Below are 16,475 nucleotides of genomic sequence, written 5' to 3'. Positions count from 1 at the left end.
TTACCGCAATGAGGTGGTATCTATCTGCGCACTTGTTTTCCAGGTGAAACGATGTATTGATGGCAAATACGGCAACCCCTGACCGGGAGAAATCCCGCCGATCAGGCACAGGAAGCATTCAATAACACAGCAATGAGAAAAATAAGGAGACAGACACATGAACACAGCACAGAAGCTTGCGCATCCTGGCGGACCAGCTCTTGTAGAAGCCATGAAATTTGTCACCATCTGTCGAGCACTGGACCCACAGAACGATTATCCGCACATTGGCGACCTCCAATGGTGGTGCCGAGATGGTTCGCTTGATGATCAGCAGAACTGGCATTTTTGGTATCAAGAAAATGGTGAGGCGCTTGCTCTCGGGATCATTGCCGGGGATGAGATCGTCTGCTTGCTTCATCCCGACTTCCGTACGCACGAGCGCTATCGTATGGTACACCAGTGGGCAGTGCAGCGGGTAAAAGAGCGCGCTGGGCAGCAGAGCAAGAACCAGTATGAGATATGGGAACAAACCTGGGGTTTAGCCTCCGGCGACGATCTGGAGATGGTGAGTTTTCTTGAACGTGAAGGATATGAGCGCCAAGAAATGTACTATCATTGCTACCGCCGACCGCTGATCGAGCCTGTGCCAGCACCCATTTTGCCACCAGGATTCACGATTCGCCCGGTTGCTGGAGAGGCTGAGGCAGAGATGCGAGCTGCGCTGCAACGTGATGCTTTTTCCCCACAGGGGAGCACGACCTACGAGGAAGGAACCTTGCGACAACTGGCAGTGATGAAGATGCCCCAATACGATCCTCAACTCGATCTGATGGTTATGGCCCCTGATGGCACGCCAGCAGCTGGTTGCATCTGCTGGGTGGACCCGGTGAACCGCGTGGGCCTGTTTGAACCAGTAGGAACGCGCCCGCAATTTCGTCGTCAAGGATTGGCAACGGCGCTGATGCTTGGCGGGTTACAGCGCTTACGCGAACGGGGGATGCAGGCGGCATTGGTGACAGGCGCTCATCCCGGGAAGGAGGAGAAGAGTACGGCGTTTACTTCCTCGCGTTTCGTTTATGAAGCCGTCGGCTTTCAATTGCTGTGTCGGACATACCTGTATCACAAGGTTTTTGCAACTGCTGTCTAAATGCCTGTCTTTCCCTTTTTCTGGGGGGCTAAAGGGAGGGGAGATGACCACGGCGCGCGCCATCTCCCCTACCCCAACCAGATCTGAAGATACTTTTCTGTCTGGAGATTGCCCGCTCTATTTCTCGACCGGTTCTCTTATCTGCGGACAATGACGAACAGGTTGTTGCGCAAACCAGCGACGCGAAATAGGCAGAGACGCTAGTTTGCCGGTTCAGAGCAAACCGCGTTAACGTGTACGTTCTAAGGTTTTCGGGAGAGAATATTCCAACTCTCTCTCCCGAAAACGCTGGCACAGAGATGAGTCTTTACAAGGCTCGCCGTGAAAGAAACTGGATGTCTTGGTAAATCCTGGGGCTTTTACCCACATTTTACAATCAGATTTTGTGGAACAGCACAGGAGGCCAACTCCCCCTGTTGCGTGTTTCACAAACACATGTATAACGATTGGCTTGTGAAGCCCCTCCAAAAAGATGTGGGTAAAAGATAGCCAAAGCGATGCGCCGGATGCCCCTCATTTTGGACTCTTGACGGGGGTTGCCGTCTTTCTCGCTCGCCCAGTGGAGATTTTGATTGCTTTATTCCCAGTGAAGATGCCTCTTCAGGAAAAACTCTTTATTGGATGGGTCGGGTTACGGGGAGCTGCTCCTATTGTGTTAGCCACCTTCCCATTGCTGGCAGGTGTGCCCAAAGCGCTCTATTTCTTCCATCTCGTTTTCTTTGTTGTTCTGGCCTCTGTTCTGCTTCAAGGGACCACCGTGCAGGCCTCGCATATCCATCTGCAATGGCTCTTGGCCAAATTGGGGCAGAAAGTGGGCTGTGATGTCTGGATGGCTCCAATGGATCGAGCACAAACGTAGCAGAATGAGCGATTGGGGGATTTGAGCCTGGAGTGCTTGCCCTCGTTGCAGATGGGGCAGCAAGAACTGGTAGGTGTCGATCTGTTGTGGTTGCACAAAACGGAATTGATAGCCGCATATCGCATAGCACAGACCCCAGAAGAAATGGTGCTGTCCCCGCTCCATCTCTACAATCTGTCTCTCTTGCTGCCCAAGCGTGATGTCGCGTTCTGTGTTGTGGCTTCGGATCTTAACGGGGCCTGTGTGCAATCAGCGTTATCGCGGCCGCTTTTTCAAAAATATGGGAAGCGACGGCGATGTGGGGTGTTGTTCCGCGAACGGTTATTTGAGCATAATGCATTCTCAACTTCTACAATTACCCTGCCTGGAGTTGGCGGGCTGCTATCAGCATGTCCTCCAGTTCGTCGAGCATACGGCGCAGATCCATAAGCAGAGAGCTGCGCACGACCGCACGGTAAGAGGCCCGCGTGGTTGCCTGCGGTATATTTCGTGCCGGGATTAGCAGTTCTTCCTTTTCCTCCAGGAGCGCGTCTTCTTCTTCCTTGAGGCGCTCCTGGGTCTGCGCCAGTTGGGCAAATGCCTCCTCTTCGCTATGGTGAGGATACTCCCAGGTAGCATTCTGGCTTTGTGCCTGCTGCGTTATTACATAAACACGTTCAGCCACAAACTCCAGCATCTCGCCCATGATCCGTAGTATTTCGGCATAGCGCCTGGCCCAGCAGTGCAGGCTACTCAGCTCATTCCATGCCTGGCCTGTCTCCTGCACCGTCCAGGCGATACGCTCCATCTGGCGCGTCACTTTCTCCAACGCCTCCAGCAGATATGGTTGACTCTCTGTCACATCCTGAAGCGCTCGCCCCCAGGGATTCAAGCGTAAATTCTCTTTGCCTAGAGCCAATTCGCGCTCGGAGCAGCGCACCTTGCGTTCAACGGCATGCATATGCTCATAGATAGCAGCCTGGCGCGAGCATGCAACGGTGCCCCCGACCGTATCGGCCAGGGTGGGCAAGGTTTGTGCAACCTCCTCCAGCAAGTTTACCAGGGTGCGCTGTGCTTTTTGCGCATAGATGGGAGGAGAGAGGAAGAGGCTTAGTACGGTTCCAATTACGCCCCCGATCAGCGCTCCCAGTAAGCGTAGCGCCGGATAACTCTCCTCGCCTACGCCAACCACCAGGCCCAGGAGCGCGCTGATGGGAATTTGTGTCGCCAGGTAGGCCCCTTTTTGCTTGAATAAGAGGCCAGAGAGGGCCGCAGCAAAGACGGTCAGGAGAATAGTCAAGGCGGAGAGGCCCAGGAGATGTACAATGATCACCGATAGAGCTATCCCAATAAAGACACCCAGGACACGCTCGATACTCTTGCGTATCGTCTGCCAGCTTGTCGCCTGCAAGACAATGACGGCAGAGACCGCCGCCAGCGCTGCCGCCTCTTTTCCGGCAATCAGATACGCAACCTGCCAGGCAAGCGCCGCAGAGAGCGCACATTTTAGACCAAATAAGGTTATAGCGAGGGCTTTACGCCACCTGAGATTGTGGCGAAGTGTCCAGGCAAGTGTTCGCATATCTTCTTCTCTAAGGGATGCGCTAGAGAGGCCTTGGCATCTATAGCATTCATTGTACCACCGCTCCAAACCGCTTCAACTCGCGTATAAAGCCAATCAAGACGCTTTAACTACCTATGTAGACGCATCGTTGCCAGGAAGGATGTACACCTTCAGTTTACTGAGTCTCCTCTACAGCCTCGCTTATTCCCTCCCACCCCTGATATCTGGCGATCTCGGGATCATTGCGATAGGCCATGAAAAGTGGCAGGTCTGACTCTGTAAAACGTCGTAGGAGCAAACGTTCTGTCTCCAGCACAGTGAATGGCATGTATTCTCTCTCCTTGGGATGGAAATAACATAGAAAATAGCGTACACTCCAACTATATTAAAAACTATCTATATGGAGTATGTCTAGATGTTTGAAAGACGTATTGAAGAGGCTGGACTCAATAGCTGGCCCGCCCTTCAGCAACTATTTTTTGATGGCTGGATCGTACGCTTTGCCCAGGGATATACCAAACGTGCAAATTCAGTGACTCCACTCTATCCCTCGCTGCTCACGGCTCAGGAAAAAATCGCTTATTGCGAGCGCCTGTATACGGAGCAACAGCTTCCGACTATTTTTCGCCTTCCCTCATTCTCAACGGAAAGTCAGCAACTAGATCAAATGTTAGCTGAGCGAGGATACCAGTATCTTGATCGCACATTTGTCTGGTCTACCCAGTTGTCTCCTGATGGAGACGCCAATAAACCGGCGCTACACGCGCTTTCTCTCGAAACGTGGCTACCAATCTATCTTCAATGGAGTGAGCGCTATGTCGAGTTACATCATCTGCACCGCGAATTGCTGGAGCGTATCTCGTCTCCGCTCATCTACGCGGCACTCTACCAGCATGGCGTCCCTGTCGCCTGCGGCTTGGGCGTGCTGGAGCATGAGGCCCTGGGACTCTTTGATATTGTGACCGATCCAGGACAGCGCAGGCAGGGCTATGGGACACAACTCATCAAAGGGATGCTCACCTGGGGCAGAGAACAGGGGGCTAGCCATGCCTATCTGCAAGTGGTAGGTGACAATCTGGCGGCTCAGCGGATGTACGCCAAACTAGGTTTCCAGGAAGCCTATCAGTACTGGTACCGGGCACAAGGGCGATGAGAGCCTGACCGCATGCGCCAGCTATTTTCGCTGGTAGAGTCCATGCCAGTAAGGACCCCATATGCCCACCTGGCTCTGACTCCAGGGGTATGGAGAGTGGTGTGGAAATGGCCTCAGTCATCTCCACACCACTCTTCATATTGTTATAAAGTCTCACAGATACTAAGAACACCCTTGAAGAGAAGCTGCATATCGGAATGTGTCAATGTGTATTACTGTGCCTGAAGTTCGGAAAGCTTATAACATCTTTTTGCATTTGTTAAAAATGATAAATAGAATGTACAAGAAATATACTGACGAAGTATTGACTTTTGTTTATGTGTGATTATACTTTTTGGAAAGACATAAAATTATCCCAAAGTCATCTCTATAGATCTTGGGAACATTGTGTTCTTTTATAGGAGAGAGAATAAATGGTGTCAGACAGGGAAGTCACCTCGCGACCCCCATGTCCCGTTTCTTCTACACCCACTTAATTAATTTTGCTCTGCCTCTTTATGCGAAAACCAACCCCCATCCGGGGATAAACGCTCAGGTTTTCGAGAGGTAGTGCCCACTCTTTATGCGAAAACTGCTCACCCCACATGGGCGTTTTTACCTACGCAGATAGATGGGCATCAATGAAAGGAAGGCTCCTTTTGAAAAGGCTTATTAGCCTCTTCGGCCTCGCATCTCTTCTCTCCTTTATGCTGCTTGGCTTTGGGAACACGCCGGTATTTGCCCAGCAGCACACAAATGGGCTTCAGGCCCATCATATTTGTAGCGCGAGTGCAGTGGGCTTTGTCCATTGTAACGCCATCCAGATCGACCGCAACGCCAAAGGTGTAACGCCTAATGCTAGCAGTCCTTCGGGCTACAATCCGGCCGACCTGCAATCCGCGTACAACCTGCCTTCGGCGAGCGCGGGTAACGGGCAGACCGTCGCCATCGTCGATGCCTACGATGATCCCAACGCCGAGTCCAATCTGGGTACCTATCGTGCCCAGTTCGGCCTTCCTGCCTGCACTACCGCCAATGGCTGCTTCAAAAAAGTTGACCAGAACGGCGGCACAAAGTATCCACGTGGCAATAGCGGTTGGGCCGAGGAGATCGCCCTCGACCTGGATATGGTTAGCGCCATCTGCCCCAACTGTCACATCTTGTTGGTTGAGGCCAGCACTGCGTCCTTCACAAACCTGAGCACAGCCGTTAACACGGCTGTAAAGTTAGGTGCGACAGTCGTCAGCAACAGCTATGGTGGCAGCGAATCCAGCAGCGATTCCACCTATGCCTCGAACTACAATCATCCCGGTGTAGTGATTACTGCCAGCTCTGGCGACAGTGGCTATGGCGTACAATCACCTGCGGCCTACAACACCGTCGTTGCCGTGGGTGGCACCTCGCTCAGCAAGAGCAGCAACAGCCGTGGCTGGTCTGAGACGGCCTGGAATGGCGCGGGCAGCGGATGCAGTGCCTACGAGGCCAAGCCAAGCTGGCAGGCGGACAATGGCTGCTCCAAGCGCAGCGTCGCCGATGTATCGGCGGTTGCCGATCCAAACACTGGCGTCTCGGTCTATGATACCTACGGTCAGGGTACTGGCTGGATGGTCTTCGGCGGCACGAGCGTTGCATCCCCTATTATCGCCAGCGTTTATGCCCTGGCCGGCAATGGCAGTAGTATCAACGCGGCCTCTTCGCTCTACACTCACACTGGCAACCTGAACGATGTCACCAGCGGCAGCAACGGAAGCTGCGGCGGGACGTATCTCTGTACAGCTGGTACGGGCTATGATGGCCCCACCGGCCTGGGTACACCGAATGGCACTGGAGCCTTCTAGTTTTGCAATAGATCCAAACAATTATATTCTCTCTCCTACCGCTCTGGTTGCGAGGTAGCCGAGGATCAGTAAATAATAAGATGTGAGGAGCGGGTCATGGGCGACCCGCCCCTCGCGTGTTGTCACGTCACTTATCAAGGCAAGATGATGTGCCGCCCCTGCATGGTTGGAGCTCCACCTTAGCCTTCCTACTTGATCGTATGCTTTTTAGCGAGGAGGATAGATAGGTACCAAACCAGATGAAGAAAATATCTGCATAAAGCCATGACCAAATTAGCAAAAAAAGCAACTATATAGTATGATCCTATTTTAGGGTAACGCGCTTGTTCCGGGCTAAACCATGACACGCTTATCATTAATGCATGCGCATGCATAGTTTTGATCAGAGGTTGATCAGACTTAATGGGAAGTACAGGTGGCAGCTAGAAAGCGCGCTAGTAACTAGAGAGAGGAGGGGAAAGCAGCCCAAAGAGAAACATCAGTTCGCTTTGAAGCATCGGATACTCCAGACTTCAAAGTAGGCTCCGAACATTGTTGGATACAGCGTTCACAAAATTTAGGAAGGATTCTCTTCATGAAAAGGACATTACGTCTGTTTAAGACCGTGGCAGCGGCTCTTGTTTTACTGAGTCTCGTCCTGGCTGTGTTCTATTTCCATGGAGGCACGAATGTCGCTCGCGCGACGACCGATGATGATGGCATTGGCACGCCTCAGTTTAAGAGCGATCAGAGTGCGTCTAATTTCTCAGCGAATGCCAATACCATTCCTTACTGGGGCTCCACCTTCACCGATCCGACCAATGGGGTTACCTATCCTTTCACCATGGTAGGCACGAATCCTACGAAAGGCGACGTTACTACGACGATTCCAACGGTGATTATTCCTTTCCGCTTTACCTTTGTGCAGTCAGCCGATCCCAATAACACTGTCCTTGATGGCTCGGTAAAATCCACACTCACTGCTCAGTCTCCCATGTTCCAGAAGGCTGATATCGGTGCCGCCGCTAATGCCACGGCAAGTGCGCCTCCAACCTTTCCTGGTGTCGCACCAGCCAACGCTCGCCCTGTCAATGAGCCCAGCGATGTGACAGAGGCCAGCGACGCGATCTACCGCGCGCAGTGGGGGAAATCAGGCTCTAACTATCATGTCCTTCTCGGTCAGCCAACCATTCTCCCAACCGTCTCTTACAGTGTGCCTAGCAATCAGGGCTTTATTGAGATTGGTAGCCGCTCGCATGCTCGCATCGGCTTGATGGATTACCACTGGTTCTCCAACCGCCTGAATGAGACCCTGCGCAACCTGCAGATCAGCCCCAAGGTCCTGCCCATTTTCCTGGTCTACAATACGTTCCTCTATGAGACCACGCCCAGCAACTGCTGTGTGCTTGGCTATCATGGGGCGACCACTTCGGCCAATGGCAATGGTCAGCAGCAGGTAAACACTTATATGTTTGCTTCCTATAGTGACCCTGGCATCTTCGGCGCTAACCCCGGCGATTCGTTCTCCTACATCCAGGACATTCATGGTCTGAGCCACGAGGTCCAGGAGTGGATGGATGATCCCTTCGTGAATAACAGCATTAATCCCTGGGTGACGCCGACCGCTCCTCAGTACGGTTGTACCAGCGATCTGGAGACAGGCGATCCGGTAGTCGGCTATGGCTTTACCGTACATATGCCTAATGGCGTAGATTATCATCCCGAGGACGAGGTACATTATTCCTGGTTCGCACGCGAGAAGCCATCGCGTGCCGCTCAAGGGTACTTCACCTACCTGAATAACTACTCTGATGTCGCGCACGGCTGCTAACAGATGAGCATCTGAAGCGACTTAACAGGAAGGCCAGGCTCTCTTGGATAGAGAGCCTGGCCTTCCTTCGCATATGTTGCAACCTTAATTTTTAGCAAGGGAATTGGTTATTCTTGTTAGGAGCGGTCATAAAGGATGTAACGAGAAAGGTTATAAGATCAGTCCTGTGGACCGCGGCTCCATTTTTGTGTCCTGCGTTTAATTGGGTTCAGAGCAGCAAGGGTTTGAGCGCGGATGGTATCGCGGGCCTTGACACCTGGAGCTAGCTGGTTGGCGGCAGTGGAAGTGGCGGTAGCAATGGCGATAAACTCTCGCAGAGTCAGGCCGCTAGTCTGCTCAGTAGCGCTGGCATTAGCGTTACATCCTCGGGTGGCTGCACAGATCGCAATAATGCAAGCTGCACCTCGCTTGACCAGATTCGCCGGGGAACGATTGATGGTGTCATCGCCTTTAAGAATCAGAGCGGTTGCGCGATCACCATTACTGGTGGCACCGAGATGGGGCATGCGAGTGGCACCTACTCCCATTGGAACGGCTATAAGGTGGACGTTGCGCATACGACCTGTGTGACAAACTATATCCACAATCACTTCACCTATAAAGGACTGCGCGGCGATGGCGCACCCATGTATGATGATGTCTCCGGCAATCGCTACGCCGATGAAGGCAGCCACTGGGACATTCACCTATTACTAGATGTTAGCGCTTAGCGTATGAAACCTAGTCGATGCTGAGAAATTAAACCTGGCATTGCATGCTGTTCACACTGCATGGATGCCGCCTGGGCGATCGCCCAGGCGGCATTTACCAGGCCAATGTGGCTGAAGGCCTGGGGAAAATTACCCAGCAGTTCGCCGCTGTTTGGGTCTACCTCTTCAGCGAGCAAGCCAATATCATTGGGGCAGCCGTAGCTGAGGGTCAGCTTGGTATGACACAGCAAGGCAAAGCCAGTCTCGAACTGGCAGTCCAGGAGGCGCGTTCACTTGGGCATCACTATCTAGGTACCGAGCACTTGTTGCTGGGTATACTGCGCGAGGAGATAGAGGATCTCGCCAGCCAGGTCTTGCTTACTGCATCAGGCGTCACTCTTGACAAGGCGCGCGAACAGGTGAAACAACTCCTTGCAAGCGAGTAACCAACAAGAGCATCATCCATAGACCCTGAGAAGAAAGCGTGATGTAGCCAGAACCAAGCCCGATGCTACATCACATAGCTGCAACCCATCGTCGGCTGCGCATTATATGTAGACGCGTACTTTATAGTAGCGTCAGGTTTATACATAGTTGCAAGCCAACGATGGCTTGCTAGTCGTCCAGGGCCGCCAGGTCGAGTTGGCGTAGGCGTTCGGGGTCGGAGATAACCTCGATTTCGGTGATCTTTCCGTGTGCAAGTTTGAGGCCGAGCACGAGTTGCAGGTGGCCACGCGGTGCTACGACGACGCCCACAGCTCCATTTACGAGTGCTGGTTGCGCCTCTCTGGCCCGACCAGAGAACTGCTTGGCCACGGCGGCTGCGCCACGAATCTCCTTTGGTGTACCCAGAGGCACTTGTGCTGGCTCGAGGCGGAACACAACGTCTGGATCAAGCGTTGTGAGAAGAGCGTCGAAGTTACCAGTGCGCGATGCTGCGAGGAAGGCGCTAACAACTTCTCGCTGGTGCGTGAGGTTAGCATCTGGCGTTGAAGTGCCTCCACGCACCCGGCGGCGGGCGCGGCTTGCGAGTTGCCTGGCTGTAGTAGGAGAGCGGCCCACGATGGGCGCAATCTCGTCGAAAGACACAGCAAATAGATCGTGCAGCACAAACGCGAGGCGCTCGGCGGGACTTAAGGTATTGAGGACCACGAGCAGCGCGAGGCCAACTGAGTCAGCCAGGAGCACCTCCTGCTCGGGATCGATGCCGTCCTCGCGGTTCATGTCGGGTGTGTAGTCGTCCAGGGGATCCTCGCGCCGCGATTTGCGCGAACGCAGCATATCGAGGCAGACCCGCGCCACGACTGTTGTCAGCCAGCCGCCCAGGTTCTCGACCTCGCTGGTATCGGAACGACTGAGGCGGAGCCAGGACTCCTGCACAGCGTCGTCCGCCTCGCTCAAAGACCCAAGCATCCGGTAGGCCACCGCTCGCAGGTGGCTCCGAGAGGCTTCAAACTGTTCCGCCAGCCATTGGTGTTCGTCTTCGTTATGGATCAAGTTACACTCCTTAGCTTTATTATCACTTTATTATCTTATGTAATTAACTTCATATGTCTATGCTATGTGTTACTGCTCGCGCCTGCGGTGCTCACTCTACCCAACCCGGAAATATATTTGTGGTGTTGGTCACAATCCTCTTGTGTGTTCCGTCATTACTTTGACGGAACACACAAGAGGATTGTGACAGAATTTGGTTTTTACTACCAGCGCAACGAAGGAGATACTGAAACAGCTTTGACATAAGCACTCAATTGTGTTAAAATGTGTTTATGCAGAACACATATGATATTCAAGCGTTTGGAAAACTTATTGGGAAGTCTACCAAAACGCTGCAAAAATGGGATCGTGAAGGCAAGCTCGTCGCCCATCGTTCTCCACAATCAAATAGGCGCTATTATACTCACGACCAGTATCTTGAGTATCGTGGGCTAAAAGCACCGGAGCAGGGACTTACCATTGCCTACTCACGCGTCTCTGGAATTGCTCAAAAGCCTGATTTAGTCAACCAAACAAAAGCGTTAGAAGCCTATTGTCATCAGCATTCGCTCAAGGTCGATGAATGGATGTCGGATATTGGCAGTGGGCTAAACTACAAACGCAAACAATTCAATCGGCTTATGGAGATGGTTGAACTTGGTCAGGTACGGCGTATCATTCTTGCTCATCGAGATCGGTTGGTTCGTTTTGGATATGAATACTTTGAAGCCTTTTGTGAGCGACATCATACCCAACTTCTCGTCATCAATGGCGAAAATCTTTCTCCTGAACAAGAATTGGTACGTGACCTCATTGCTATCGTGACAGTCTTCTCTGCCAGATTATATGGACTGCGTTCCTACAAGAAAGCGATTAAGGATGCTGCTTTGCAAAAAGATCAGAATTAACGTTTCTGAGCAAGACGCGGCAACCCTTGAATTTATGCAAGGCAAGTGCAGGGGACTATACAACTGGTGGGTGCTCAAGCTCAGGAATGGTGAGAAATGGGATCTCTACGATGCTAAGAAAAACCTACAAGAGAGCAAACAACATGATCCCGAGCTTGTTCAGGTGTATGGAAAGCTTTTACAAGAGGTCTACTATCGCCTCGATGGAGCCATGAAAGCTTTCTTTCGCAGAGTCAAAGCCGGAGAAGCACCGGGATTCCCACGGGTACGCCCACGGCATTACTTTTTTACGCTTTGCTATCCCGCTATGTACCTCAAAATTGAAGGCGACAAGCTCATTTTGCCCACCGGAGGCAAGGGCAAAAACAAGCAATACTCCAACATCGTTGCGCGCTTGACTGAGATACCGCCTGAACAGTTTAAAGAAGTGGCGATCAGTCGAGATGGTAAGGGAAACTACTTCGCGTCATTTGTGAGAGAGCGCCAAGAGAAACAGTATGAGATAGATGGAATCGTTGCCTTTGATCTTGGCATCAAAACACTGGCAACTGGCGTAAATGAGCAAGGCAGAGTCTACACGGTTGGCGGCTTTAAAGGATCACGCTGGTACAACAAACAACTCGACAAGATTCGATCCAAGCGTGATAAGTGTAAGAAAAAATCACGTCGGTATATCCATCTCAGTAAGGTTTACAAGCGCGTTTCCCAGAAGAAACGCAACAAACAACAGGATAGCTTGCATAAAGCATCCCATCTTATCAGCCACAATTTGGTTGAAAGAACTATTGTGGTTGGTGACCTTTCACAGAGGCAAATGGTTACTAAACAGCATGTAGAGCGCAATAAACATCTGAATCGAGCGGTCTATAACGAGTGGGGCTTGTACGCCTTTCTCGAAATGCTGAAGTACAAATGTGTCCTCTATGGGAAAGAGTTGCATTTCTTAGATGAGCGCAACACGTCCAAGCAGTGTAGTGGCTGTGGCAATCTACAAGCCATGCCATTGTGGAAGAGAACGTATTGTTGCGTCGAATGTGGACTCGTCATGGATCGAGATGAGAACAGTGCACACAATATCCTGACGAGGTTCTTTGCGCGGCGAGCGCCACACACCGAAAGGTGCGGTGTGCTGCATACGCCCCAAAGCGGCGTAGATGTCACGATGGCATCCTGTGAGGGGCAAGTGCAGCAATTGAATTTGTTTGAGAGTGCGTAAGCACTTTTGAGGAGATTTAGAAAGGCAGGATAATATGTCAGATATTGATTATACACTTGCTCCGGTTGGCTTTATTCATTCGCCACTTACGAATCGTGAGGGGGCACCGAAGCAGGGCTATGAGGGGGCGCCCAACGTCTGGCTTGAGATAAACGAAAAGTTTGCAGAGGGGCTTGACGGACTTGTTGTGGGTGATAACGTTATCTTGATTACCTGGTTTCATCAGTCACACCGCGATGTCTTGCAGGTTCATCCCCGTGGGGATATGCAGAATCCCCTGACCGGAGTCTTTGCGACGCGCTCACCCGATAGACCAAATCCGCTTGGCCTGCATCAGGTGAGAGTCCTGGCCATCGATGGCAGGAGATTACACGTGGGGCCGCTAGAGGCGATTGATGGAACCCCCGTCGTAGATATCAAGCCCGTGCTCTCTCAAGCAAGTGACGCATAAAGCCCCTATATAGAAGGAACGGACTTATACCAGTGCATGCAGGTTGGGTAATTGTAGACACCTTCTGGTCACTCTCAGATATAGTCATTTCGCATCTTCCAGGGTATGCTTATGTACAAGGAATGAGCATGAAGAAGATGAAAGGAAGCTTATCTCTATGTTGAGCGAGAGTATGCGCGCGTTCTTCGACGAAAATGGCTATGTAGTGGCGAGAGCACTGTTCGATCTACAAGAGGTGGATAGGTTACGCGAGCACTATATGGAGCTGCGCGCACAGGGAGCCCATCCCGGCGATATGGTTGGCGTCGACACGGCGAGCAGCGATCCTTTGAAGCGCTTCCCACGCATGATTCACATGCACCACTGGGATGAGACCAGCCTGAGCTGGCTCCTGGAGCCGCGTTTAAACGAAGTGTTGACGGGTTTACTGGAGCGTGAGCCATATGCCGTCCAGACCATGCTCTACTTTAAACCCGCTGGAGCGCGTGGGCAAGCGCTGCACCAGGATCAATACTTCCTGCGCGCCCGGCCCGGCACCTGCATGGCGGCCTGGTTGGCGCTGGACGACTGCGACGAGGCCAATGGCTGTATGCAGGTCATTCCCGGTAGCCATACCTGGCCCTTGCTGTGTACCACGCAGGCGGACACCAAAAATAGCTTTACCGATGTCACGGTGCCGCTCCCGGAGGGCCAGGAAGTTCAGCCCATCGTCATGCAGGCGGGGGATGTCCTTTTCTTTAATGGAACTCTGGTGCATGGCAGCTATCCCAACACGAGCAGCGACCGTTTCCGCCGTTCGTTAATCGGACACTATATCTCGGGCGAGGCGGAGCAGGCCTCGCAATTTATGAAACCCATCCTGCGTATGGACGGCAGCGAGGTCGACCTGGAGGCGAGTCTCCCAGGTGGACCCTGTGGTGTCTGGGTTGAGGAAGATGGCAAACCCGTCATCGAATTGAGCGGCCTGGAGATCAACACGGTTTTCCGCAGCGAATAACACAGCGGGGGGTCCAGCTGGACATATCACCGGTCGGACCCCTCGCTTTTTTGGCCCAATTTGCGAATTGCAACTAAGCTGCATAGTTGCAATTCGAGGCAAAGGCCCAGGATGTACCGATTATCTGATTTTAGGCCTGAATCACTTGAATGCCTAACACACGTAGCTCCTCAAGCATATCTAACGGCGTTTGCTCATCGGTGATAATCTTTTGCACTGCGGTCAAGGGCGCAACAATGCTGGTAGCGACCTTCCCAAACTTTGTATGGTCAGCTACCAGGATCACTTCACGTGCGCATTGCACAATGACGCGGTCGGTCATGGTTTCTAGAGGATTCATGTTGGTCAGGCCATCATGCAGGCTAATGGCACGCATGGAGATGATAGCTTTATCAGCTCGCAGATCCTTCAACGTTTGCTCAACGATATGGCCAATCATCGAGAACTCTGAATGGCGTACGACACCACCCGTAACGATCAGCGTAATATTTTCATTTCCCGCCAGTTGATAGGCAACGTTGAGAGCGTTGGTGATTACAGTCAGGTTCTTCTTGCCCTCCAGGGCACGTGCAACCTCGAGTGTGGTCGTACCTGACCCCAGGAAGATGGTCTCGCCATCCTTAATCAAGGAAGCAGCGGCGCGTCCGATACGCTGCTTCTCCTCTCGGTTTTCAATACTTCGCTGTACCACTGGCGGTTCGGCCAGTGCCACCTCCACGATACTGACTCCACCATGCTCACGTCGCACACGCCCCATCGACTCCAACTTTTTTAAATCTCGTCGGATGGTTGGCTCGCTCACCCCCAGGCGCTCGCTTAACTCGGTTACCCGCACATGTTGTTGCTCTTGAACAATGTGTAGTATCTGCTCGAGCCTCTCTATAGTTAGTTGCACGTCTTTCTTCTCCACAGGGCGCTTTCCTGACCCTGACGCGTTTTGAGGAACGAGGAATAGCGAAAATAACCGGATATGATCATCTTTGATTGAAAGTATAGAGATTCACCCCTACTCCTGTCAAGAATACAAACGAAATCTGCTTTTTATCCCATTTTTCACCTTGACAAAGGATGGGCTCAATGCTATATTCGAAAAATAACGATCAAATATTGATCATATCCCATATTTTTCAATCATATTTTATTTGTAACGTATCGTGCCGGAAAGGATTTATGAGATGTCTCCTGTTACATTGCTGATTATTGGTGCTGGTAATCGAGGAAAGGTCTATGCTCGCTATGCCCTGGCACATCCCGATCAGGTGCGAGTTATCGGCGTGGCTGAGCCACGAGAGTTTTTTCGCAGGCGCATGGTGCAGGCGCATGATATCGCGCCAGAGAACGGTGTTACAGATTGGCAAGAATTGGCGTCTCGGCCCAAATTCGCTGATGCGGTGATAATCACGACTCCCGATGCTCAACACCGAGATCCGGCCGTTGCCTTTGCGAACCAGGGATATGATATTTTGCTGGAGAAGCCCATGGCTCCTGATCCAGAGAGTTGCCAGCAGATTGTAGATGCGATCTCAGCCAATAAGAGTATCTTTGCGGTTTGCCATGTTCTGCGCTACACAACCTATACTCGGCGTCTCAAGGAGTTAGTCACTTCAGGCCTGATCGGTGATATTGTCAGTGTTCAGCACCTGGAGCCGGTGGGTTACTGGCACTATGCTCACTCATTTGTGCGTGGTAACTGGCGTAACGAAGCCGAGTCGTCTTTTATGCTGCTCGCTAAATCCTGCCATGATATCGATTGGCTGCGCTATATTGTAGGGAGCCGCTGCGTCCAGGTCTCCTCCTATGGTTCCCTGCTGCACTTCCGCAAGGAGAATAAACCCGCGGCAGCAGGGGATGCTATGCGCTGTCTCGATTGTGCCTATGAGCCCGGATGTCCCTATTCCGCGAAGCGTTTCTATAACGGACGGCTGCGCGAAGGGAAGTCTGGCTGGCCACTTGATGTGATCACAACCGATATTTCCGTAGCAGGTGTCGAGGCCGCTCTACGTAATGGTCCCTATGGTCGTTGTGTTTACGAATGCGACAACGATGTCGTTGATCACCAGGTTGTGAATCTGGAATATGAGAATGGTGCAACCGCGTCGTTTACCATGATCGCTACCACTGAGTCTAGGGAGCGTGAGACTACCATTTTTGGCACGCGTGGCGAGCTACGTGGCGATAGCAAGCACATTGTCTACCATGATTTCTTGACCGAGCAGACGACCACATATGAGGGCGAGCACCTGGCGGGTGATAATGGACATGGCGGTGGTGATTATGGAGCGATAAAGAGCTTTGTGGAGGCCGTTGCCCGGCGTGACCCCAGCCTCATTCTCTCTGGCCCCGAAGAGTCACTGGAGACCCATCTCACCGTTTTTGCCGCCGAGCAGGCACGGCGCGAGAAGCGCAGTATCCAGCTAACATACTAGC

The 16,475-nt window shown here is 52.1% G+C and carries 17 protein-coding genes and 1 pseudogene; 12 read left to right on the top strand and 6 right to left on the bottom strand.

Annotation, left to right across the window (positions count from 1 at the left end):
- The first annotated feature begins 157 nt into the window (after positions 1 to 157).
- Both JMJ16_RS03370 and JMJ16_RS56710 read left to right on the top strand, forming a co-directional pair.
- Positions 158 to 1,129 carry a GNAT family N-acetyltransferase gene (locus JMJ16_RS03370; protein ID WP_201378403.1) on the top strand — a complete coding sequence of 324 codons (972 nt, stop codon included), beginning with the start codon at positions 158 to 160 and terminating at the stop codon, positions 1,127 to 1,129.
- Positions 1,130 to 1,601: 472 nt separating this feature from the next.
- Complete coding sequence (locus JMJ16_RS56710; RefSeq protein ID WP_201378402.1) at positions 1,602 to 1,988, top strand: cation:proton antiporter; 387 nt, start codon at positions 1,602 to 1,604, stop codon at positions 1,986 to 1,988.
- A 355-nt stretch (positions 1,989 to 2,343) separates the two neighbouring features.
- Here JMJ16_RS56710 and JMJ16_RS03360 read toward each other — a convergent pair whose 3' ends face one another.
- Complete coding sequence (locus JMJ16_RS03360) at positions 2,344 to 3,549, bottom strand: aromatic acid exporter family protein (protein WP_201378400.1); 1,206 nt, start codon at positions 3,547 to 3,549, stop codon at positions 2,344 to 2,346.
- Between the two features lie 157 nt (positions 3,550 to 3,706).
- Positions 3,707 to 3,859: a GNAT family N-acetyltransferase gene (locus tag JMJ16_RS03355; RefSeq protein ID WP_201378397.1), complete on the bottom strand. Its 153-nt coding sequence runs from the start codon at positions 3,857 to 3,859 to the stop codon at positions 3,707 to 3,709.
- 87 nt (positions 3,860 to 3,946) lie between these two features.
- On the opposite strand from JMJ16_RS03355, the gene JMJ16_RS03350 reads away from it, so the two are divergent.
- The 3 genes from JMJ16_RS03350 (at position 3,947) to JMJ16_RS03340 (ending at position 8,311) form a co-directional block, all read left to right on the top strand.
- On the top strand, positions 3,947 to 4,684 hold the full coding sequence (locus JMJ16_RS03350; protein ID WP_201378395.1) for a GNAT family N-acetyltransferase: 738 nt from the start codon (positions 3,947 to 3,949) through the stop codon (positions 4,682 to 4,684).
- Between the two features lie 686 nt (positions 4,685 to 5,370).
- Complete coding sequence (locus JMJ16_RS03345) at positions 5,371 to 6,501, top strand: peptidase S8 (protein ID WP_374228982.1); 1,131 nt, start codon at positions 5,371 to 5,373, stop codon at positions 6,499 to 6,501.
- 574 nt (positions 6,502 to 7,075) lie between these two features.
- Positions 7,076 to 8,311 (top strand): hypothetical protein, encoded by a 1,236-nt coding sequence (locus JMJ16_RS03340; RefSeq protein ID WP_201378391.1) that lies wholly within the window; start codon positions 7,076 to 7,078, stop codon positions 8,309 to 8,311.
- Between the two features lie 158 nt (positions 8,312 to 8,469).
- Here JMJ16_RS03340 and JMJ16_RS03335 read toward each other — a convergent pair whose 3' ends face one another.
- Positions 8,470 to 8,817 carry a hypothetical protein gene (locus JMJ16_RS03335; RefSeq protein ID WP_201378389.1) on the bottom strand — a complete coding sequence of 116 codons (348 nt, stop codon included), beginning with the start codon at positions 8,815 to 8,817 and terminating at the stop codon, positions 8,470 to 8,472.
- Here JMJ16_RS03335 and JMJ16_RS03330 point away from each other — a divergent pair.
- Positions 8,809 to 9,021 carry a hypothetical protein gene (locus JMJ16_RS03330; protein WP_201378388.1) on the top strand — a complete coding sequence of 71 codons (213 nt, stop codon included), beginning with the start codon at positions 8,809 to 8,811 and terminating at the stop codon, positions 9,019 to 9,021. The two genes, JMJ16_RS03335 and JMJ16_RS03330, sit on opposite strands and share 9 nt — an antisense overlap.
- On the opposite strand, the pseudogene JMJ16_RS53615 reads toward JMJ16_RS03330, so the two are convergent.
- Positions 9,018 to 9,218: pseudogene (locus JMJ16_RS53615) on the bottom strand (glycoside hydrolase family 15 protein); the annotation flags it as partial. The gene JMJ16_RS03330 and the pseudogene JMJ16_RS53615 overlap by 4 nt on opposite strands.
- A 21-nt stretch (positions 9,219 to 9,239) precedes the next feature.
- Here JMJ16_RS53615 and JMJ16_RS03320 point away from each other — a divergent pair.
- Entirely contained in the window at positions 9,240 to 9,446 is a 207-nt protein-coding gene (locus tag JMJ16_RS03320; RefSeq protein ID WP_201378387.1) for a Clp protease N-terminal domain-containing protein, read from the top strand.
- A 169-nt stretch (positions 9,447 to 9,615) separates the two neighbouring features.
- On the opposite strand, the gene JMJ16_RS03315 is transcribed toward JMJ16_RS03320, so the two are convergent.
- Positions 9,616 to 10,494 carry a sigma-70 family RNA polymerase sigma factor gene (locus tag JMJ16_RS03315; RefSeq protein WP_201382720.1) on the bottom strand — a complete coding sequence of 293 codons (879 nt, stop codon included), beginning with the start codon at positions 10,492 to 10,494 and terminating at the stop codon, positions 9,616 to 9,618.
- A 275-nt stretch (positions 10,495 to 10,769) separates the two neighbouring features.
- On the opposite strand from JMJ16_RS03315, the gene JMJ16_RS03310 reads away from it, so the two are divergent.
- The 4 genes from JMJ16_RS03310 to JMJ16_RS03295 all read left to right on the top strand — a co-directional run bounded on the left by JMJ16_RS03310 (position 10,770) and on the right by JMJ16_RS03295 (position 14,048).
- Positions 10,770 to 11,384: an IS607 family transposase gene (locus tag JMJ16_RS03310; RefSeq protein WP_201378386.1), complete on the top strand. Its 615-nt coding sequence runs from the start codon at positions 10,770 to 10,772 to the stop codon at positions 11,382 to 11,384.
- Complete coding sequence (locus JMJ16_RS03305; RefSeq protein WP_201378385.1) at positions 11,356 to 12,600, top strand: RNA-guided endonuclease TnpB family protein; 1,245 nt, start codon at positions 11,356 to 11,358, stop codon at positions 12,598 to 12,600. The genes JMJ16_RS03310 and JMJ16_RS03305 overlap by 29 nt, the downstream gene beginning before the upstream one ends.
- Positions 12,601 to 12,634: 34 nt before the next feature.
- Positions 12,635 to 13,051, top strand: coding sequence for a tRNA (N6-threonylcarbamoyladenosine(37)-N6)-methyltransferase TrmO (tsaA, locus tag JMJ16_RS03300; protein WP_201378384.1), 417 nt, complete (start codon positions 12,635 to 12,637; stop codon positions 13,049 to 13,051).
- 157 nt (positions 13,052 to 13,208) lie between these two features.
- Positions 13,209 to 14,048, top strand: coding sequence for a phytanoyl-CoA dioxygenase family protein (locus JMJ16_RS03295; RefSeq protein WP_201378382.1), 840 nt, complete (start codon positions 13,209 to 13,211; stop codon positions 14,046 to 14,048).
- A 130-nt stretch (positions 14,049 to 14,178) separates the two neighbouring features.
- On the opposite strand, the gene JMJ16_RS03290 is transcribed toward JMJ16_RS03295, so the two are convergent.
- Positions 14,179 to 14,943: a DeoR/GlpR family DNA-binding transcription regulator gene (locus tag JMJ16_RS03290; protein WP_201378380.1), complete on the bottom strand. Its 765-nt coding sequence runs from the start codon at positions 14,941 to 14,943 to the stop codon at positions 14,179 to 14,181.
- A 280-nt stretch (positions 14,944 to 15,223) separates the two neighbouring features.
- Between JMJ16_RS03290 and JMJ16_RS03285 the strand changes: the two genes are divergently transcribed.
- Complete coding sequence (locus tag JMJ16_RS03285) at positions 15,224 to 16,474, top strand: Gfo/Idh/MocA family protein (RefSeq protein ID WP_201378378.1); 1,251 nt, start codon at positions 15,224 to 15,226, stop codon at positions 16,472 to 16,474.
- Position 16,475: the final 1 nt, after the last annotated feature.

Source organism: Ktedonobacter sp. SOSP1-52, assembly GCF_016587395.1.
The sequence above is the reverse complement of the archived record's forward strand: the minus strand, read 5'-3'. Positions and strand labels throughout refer to the sequence as shown.